7 protein-coding genes are annotated in these 5,681 nt (G+C 70.6%); 4 read left to right on the plus strand and 3 right to left on the minus strand.

What is annotated here, in order from left to right; all coding sequences use genetic code 11:
- Nucleotides 1–16: 16 nt before the first annotated feature.
- Nucleotides 17–241: a ribbon-helix-helix protein, CopG family gene (locus ABZ208_RS38635; RefSeq protein ID WP_356914126.1), complete on the minus strand. Its 225-nt coding sequence runs from the start codon at nucleotides 239–241 to the stop codon at nucleotides 17–19.
- A gap of 187 nt (nucleotides 242–428) precedes the next feature.
- Between ABZ208_RS38635 and ABZ208_RS38640 the strand changes: the two genes are divergently transcribed.
- From ABZ208_RS38640 to thpR, 3 genes are all read left to right on the plus strand, one after another.
- Nucleotides 429–890, plus strand: a complete 462-nt coding sequence (locus tag ABZ208_RS38640; protein WP_356914127.1) for a MarR family transcriptional regulator — start codon at nucleotides 429–431, stop codon at nucleotides 888–890.
- A gap of 45 nt (nucleotides 891–935) precedes the next feature.
- Nucleotides 936–2,273, plus strand: a complete 1,338-nt coding sequence (locus tag ABZ208_RS38645; protein ID WP_356914128.1) for an MFS transporter — start codon at nucleotides 936–938, stop codon at nucleotides 2,271–2,273.
- Between the two features lie 382 nt (nucleotides 2,274–2,655).
- Nucleotides 2,656–3,225 carry an RNA 2',3'-cyclic phosphodiesterase gene (gene thpR, locus ABZ208_RS38650; RefSeq protein WP_356914129.1) on the plus strand — a complete coding sequence of 190 codons (570 nt, stop codon included), beginning with the start codon at nucleotides 2,656–2,658 and terminating at the stop codon, nucleotides 3,223–3,225.
- 163 nt (nucleotides 3,226–3,388) lie between these two features.
- On the opposite strand, the gene ABZ208_RS38655 is transcribed toward thpR, so the two are convergent.
- Together ABZ208_RS38655 and ABZ208_RS38660 are read right to left on the minus strand one after the other, a co-directional pair.
- The gene (locus tag ABZ208_RS38655) at nucleotides 3,389–4,378 is read right to left on the minus strand and encodes an aldo/keto reductase (protein ID WP_356914130.1); all 990 of its coding nucleotides are present in this window, start codon (nucleotides 4,376–4,378) and stop codon (nucleotides 3,389–3,391) included.
- Between the two features lie 355 nt (nucleotides 4,379–4,733).
- A complete protein-coding gene (locus ABZ208_RS38660; RefSeq protein WP_356914131.1) occupies nucleotides 4,734–5,267 on the minus strand; it encodes a MarR family winged helix-turn-helix transcriptional regulator in 534 nt (177 codons plus the stop codon).
- Between ABZ208_RS38660 and ABZ208_RS38665 the strand changes: the two genes are divergently transcribed.
- A partial coding sequence (locus ABZ208_RS38665; protein ID WP_356914132.1) for a carboxymuconolactone decarboxylase family protein occupies nucleotides 5,266–5,681 on the plus strand: 416 nt, incomplete at its 3' end. The genes ABZ208_RS38660 and ABZ208_RS38665 overlap by 2 nt on opposite strands.

Raw genomic sequence — 5,681 nt, forward strand, 5'->3', positions numbered from 1 at the left:
TTTTCGTATGTGTTATTTAAGTGCGGGGGGGCCCCCCCCCCCCCCCGCGCCCCCCCCCCCCCCCCACCCCGTAGAACTTCTCGGTCTCCTCGACGGCCGCCTTGAAGCGTTCGTCGAAGTCGTCACGAATGAGCGTCCGCAGGACATAGTCCTGGACGCTCATTCCTCGTTTGGCGGCGTGCGCCCGGAGCCGGTCGAGCAGCTCACCGTCCATCCGCAGGCTGAGCACTGTCGATCCCATAGCAGCCAGCGTCGCCCCATGGCTGCCTTCTTTGCGTCACTTTTCGGATCACTCTCACTCATTCGGGTGAGTCCGGCATCTCGACCGTTACCCCGTGGTGCGTCCGCGTGGTCCGTGGTGTGTGCGCCGGTGCGGACGCGTTGAATCCACTGGTCTTTAGGCAGGGTAATGAGTTAGCCTAAGGACCATGCCTGACCTTCGCCACGGTACTGACGCAGATGTCGCCGCCGTGAACTCCCTCCGCTCGGCCGTGATGCGGCTGGGCAGGCGCCTGAAACACCAGCGCGTCGACGAATCGCTGAGCCCCACCGAGATGTCGGTGCTCGGCACCCTCGCCCGCTGCGGCTCGGCCACCCCCGGTGAGCTGGCCCGCAAGGAGCATGTGCAGCCGCCGTCCATGACCAGGATCGTCGCGCTGCTGGAGGCCAAGGGACTGGTCCGGCTCGAACCGCACCCCGACGACCGCCGGCAGAAGGTGGTCAGCCAGACCGAGGAGGCCGAAGCGATGCTCGAGGAGAGCCGCCGCAAGCGGAACGCCTGGCTGGCCGCCCTCGCCGAGGCCCTCGACGATGACGAATGGGACAAGCTGCGCGCCGCCGCTCCCGTACTGGAGAAGCTCGCGCACCTGCCCCCTCCCGCCCGGGGCTAGACCCCGGAACCCCGCAGTTCCCCGACGCCGAGGAGGCGAACCCTTTTGAGTACGGGATCCGGAGCAGACTCCGCCCCCGCACCGACCGCCACCGACACCCCCGCCCGTACGACGACCATGTTCAGCTCGCTGAAGATCCGCAACTACCGGCTCTTCGCGACCGGGCAGGTCGTCTCCAACACCGGCACCTGGATGCAGCGCATCGCCCAGGACTGGCTGGTCCTGAGCCTGACCGGATCCGCGTCCGCCGTCGGCATCACCATCGCGCTGCAGTTTCTGCCCATGCTTCTCTTCGGCCTGTACGGCGGGGTGCTCGCGGACCGGTTGCGCAAGCGGCCGCTGCTGATCGCGACCAACACCGCGATGGGCCTCACCGGTGTGGCGCTCGCCGCGCTCACCCTGAGCGGCCACGTGCAGGTCTGGCACGTCTACCTCACGGCCTTCCTGCTCGGCCTCGTCACCGTCGTCGACAACCCGGCGCGCCAGTCGTTCGTCGCCGAGATGGTCGGACCGGACCAGCTCGCCAACGCCGTCAGCCTGAACTCCGCGAACTTCCAGTCCGCTCGCCTGGTCGGGCCCGCCGTCGCCGGTGTGCTGATCACCGCCGTCGGCAGCGGATACGCCTTCCTCTTCAACGGCCTGTCGTTCCTCGCCCCGGTCGCCGGCCTGCTGCTGATGCGCCCCGCCGACCTGCACAGGGTCGAGCGTGCGCCGCGCGGCAAGGGCCAGCTGCGGGAGGGGCTGACCTACGTCGCGGCCCGCCCCGAGCTGATCTGGCCGATCGTCCTGGTCGGCTTCATCGGCACCTTCGGCTTCAACTTCCCGATCTGGCTCTCCGCGTTCGTCGACGACATCTTCCACGGCGACGCCGGTACGTACGGCCTGCTCAACACCCTGATGGCAGCCGGTTCGCTGGCGGGCGCACTGCTCGCCGCCCGGCGAGGCACCTCGCGGCTGCGGGTGCTGGTCGGCGCGGCCGTGCTGTTCGGTCTGCTGGAGATCGTGACCGCCTTCGCCCCGGCGTTCTGGATCTTCGCGGTGATGATGGTGCCGATCGGGATGTTCGGCCTGACCGTCAATGTCACGGCCAATTCCAGCGTCCAGATGGCGACGGACCCGCTGATGCGGGGCCGGGTCATGAGCCTGTTCATGATGGTCTTCACCGGCGGCACCCCCCTCGGCGCGCCGCTGGTGGGCTGGGTCACCGACACCTACGGACCGCGGATCGGCTTCGCGGCGGGCGGCACGCTCGCCATGCTCGCGGCGGTCGGCGTCGGCGTGATGCTCGCCCGGGTCGGCGGACTGCGCCTCTCGGTGGGCTGGCACCACGGACACCCGAGGCTGCGCTTCGTACCGCGGGAGCAACTGGCGACGGCGGCGTAGTCGCGGGGCGGGCCCGCGGGCCGCTGCGCGGGGCCCTGCCCGCCCTCCTCCCAGGGCCTGGCGGCCGTGGGAGGTACCCCCCATCCCGGACCGGTGGTCCGCCCCCGGCTGCCGGGAACGCCCTTCGGGCGTTGTCCTCGATCGCCTGACGGGCTGCATTTCCGGACGGGTCCGTTACCGGGCCCGCCGGCGCAATGCAGACCCGGGGGAGCGGGAGACGCGGGATTCGGGGCAGAGCCCCGACGGGCAACGTCCCGCTCATGGAGCCGCGAGGGGGTCCCCGGACGACGTACCGGGGGGAGAGCGATGTGCGGGTGTCGGGGGGCGCCGCCTCCGGGAAATGGTCACACCGCGGGGCCACGCCCACGGCACACTGGGGCGCATGAGACTCTTCGCCGCAGTGGTCCCGCCCGCAAGGGAAGCCGATGAACTCGGCCGCGCCGTGGACCGGTTGAAGTCCCTTCCAGGCGCCGACGACCTGCGCTGGACCGGCCGGCCCGGCTGGCACTACACCCTCGCCTTCATGGGCGAGGTCGACGACAGCCTGCTGCCCGAGCTGCACGAGCGGCTCAGGCGGGCAGCCCACCGCACCGCCCCCTTCCCGCTGCGGATGCACAGCGGCGGACACTTCGGCCGGCGGGTCCTGTGGGTCAGCGCCGCGGGCGGTCTGGAGGACATGCGCCTGCTCGCCGAACGCGCGGACGCGGCCGCCCGGCGCTCCGGGGTCAGCATGGAGGAGCACCGCCGCTACCAGGTGCATCTGACCGTCGCGCGCAGCCGCCACGACGCCGACCTGCGCCCGTTCGTCGACGAACTGGACACCTTCGAGGGCACGCCCTGGGACGTGACCGAGCTGGCGCTGGTGCGCAGCAATCTGCCGGTGAGCGGGACGGCGGGCGAGGAGCCCCGGTACGAGGTGGTCGGTTCCTGGGAGCTGGGGGGCGCGGGTTAACCTCGTCGGGTGAATCCCAAGACCCGAAACCAGATCATGGCCGGTGTGCTGGTGCTGCTGTTCATGATCATCGCCGCAGCGGCCGTGGCAGGCCAGTAGCCTCGAGGGCCCGGCCCGCACGGCCGCTACCGCGCGGCGTGTCCCGTCACCGGGCTCACCGAGGTCACCAGGCGAAAGCCTCCGGAGACGGCCCCGGACCGGGGAAGATGTCGTCCAGCCCGGCCAGCACCTCCTCGCCCAGCTCCAGCTCGATCGCGCGCAGCGCGCTCTCCAGCTGCTCGGCGGTGCGCGGCCCCACGATCGGCCCGGTCACCCCGGGCCGGGTGAGCAGCCAGGCCAGCCCGGCCTCGCCCGGCTCCAGACCGTGCTTGTCCAGCAGGTCCTCGTACGCCTGGACCTTCTCGCGCATCGAGGTGTTCGCGAGCGCGTCCGCGCTGCGGCCGCTCGCCCGCCGACCGCCGGCGGCCTCCTTCTTGAGGACGCCCCCGAGCAGGCCCCCGTGCAGCGGAGACCACGGGATGACCCCGAGGCCGTACTCCTGCGCGGCCGGGATGACCTCCATCTCGGCGCGGCGCTCGGCCAGGTTGTACAGGCACTGCTCGCTGACCAGGCCGTACGAGCCGAGCCTGCGCGCGGTCTCGTTGGCCTGGGCGATCTTCCAGCCGGGGAAGTTCGAGGAACCCGCGTAGAGGATCTTGCCCTGCTTGACCAGGACGTCGATCGCCTGCCAGATCTCCTCGACGGGCGTGCGGCGGTCGACGTGGTGGAACTGGTAGAGGTCGATGTGGTCCGTCTGCAGCCGCTTGAGGGAAGCATCCACGGCGCGGCGGATGTTGAGGGCGGAGAGCCGGTCGTGGTTGGGCCAGGCGTCGCCGTCCGAGCCCATGTTCGCGTAGACCTTGGTCCCGAGGACGACCTTGTCGCGGCGGCTCGCGTCGCCCGCGAACCAGTTGCCGATGATCTCCTCGGTGCGGCCCTTGTTCTCGCCCCAGCCGTAGACATTGGCGGTGTCGAAGAAATTCACACCCGCGTCGAGCGCGGCGTTCATGATGGTGTGGCTGTCGGCCTCGTCGGTCTGAGGCCCGAAGTTCATGGTGCCGAGGACGAGTCGGCTGACCTTGAGTCCGGTGCGTCCGAGCTGCGTGTACTTCATGGGACACAAGCCAACGCCTTCGAGCGCACTCCAGGCAAGGGACGCCGGACCGTGGCGGGTTGCGCCGCGCGCGGGACCTTGCCGGGTCCCGGGTCTCGTCGCTTGTGTCGGCCAGGTCGATCCTGTCGGCTACGACGGTCATCGTGGCGCTCTTCCCCGGCTGCCGCTCGAACGCACAGCCGCGCAGTACAACGATACGCACGGTGACCATGTCACGTGCGGGTTGTCGCCAGGGCCGGGCCGCGTCAGTCTGCGGTGCCCGCGGGTGCGACCCACTGCGTGCGCTGCCCCGTGACTCCGGCGATCGTGTCGTAGCCGCCGTCGTGGTGCAGCACGCGGACAGTCGGCGTAACCGTCACGTGCCCCCGAACCAGCCCGCCGCGTCCAGGCGGAAGCTCTCGGCCGGGACCACCTGGCGCAGGGTCGACTCCAGCTCGCGCAGACGCTCGCCGCCGACGGTCCCGGCCCACGCCGCGCGCAGCTCGTCGAAGATCGCGGCCGAGCGGGCGAGCGCGTCCAGGCCGTGCGGGGTGAGGCGGACGAGCTTGCGGCGGGCGTCGGCGGGATCGTCGGCGCGCTCGGCGTAGCCCAGGGCCACGAGGCGGTCGACCGTCTTGCCCGCAGCCTGCTTGGAGACCCCGAGCCGGCGTCCGATCTCGCTGGCGCTCGCCCCGTCCGGCCCGATCGCCTGCATGGCGAAGCCGTGGGCGGGCCGGACGTCGGGGTGACCCTGCGCGGCCAGCTCGGCATGCAGCCTGTCGATCAGAGACCGGAACCCGGCGAAGAGGAGCAGAGGCAGCTCGTAGCCGGGCGGATCGTATCCGGGGGTGCCCGAAAGCCCGTTGCGCCGATCGACAACCTGGTTTACCTTTTCCGTACCGTCAACCATGTTGTCCATCATAGGAGTTGTCGTGTCAGCCTTCTTCGTCGATCACACCCTGGAGTCCGCCCCGCCCGCGTCCCGCCGTTCCATGGAGGCGGTGACCCGGAACGTGGGGCAGCTGCCCCGGGCGGTGGCGAGGCTCGCCGCCTCGCCGCACACCCTCGACGGCTTCCTGAAGCTCAGCGCGCTCTTCGAGCAGACGACGCTGGAGCCTGTCGCGCGGGAAGTCGTCATCATGACGGTGGCAGTGCGCAACGAATGCCACGTCTGCGTGGCGATGCACACCGGCAAGCTCCTGAAGCTCGGCGCGGACGCCGAACTGATCGCCGCCCTCGTCGAGCAGCGGCCGCTGCTCGACGAGACCCACGGAGACGGTCAGCCGGGTGTTCTGGGAGGGGGGGGGGGGGTTAATGTGTGGGG

The organism is Streptomyces sp. NPDC006208 (assembly GCF_040613775.1).
Lineage (GTDB): Bacteria > Actinomycetota > Actinomycetes > Streptomycetales > Streptomycetaceae > Streptomyces.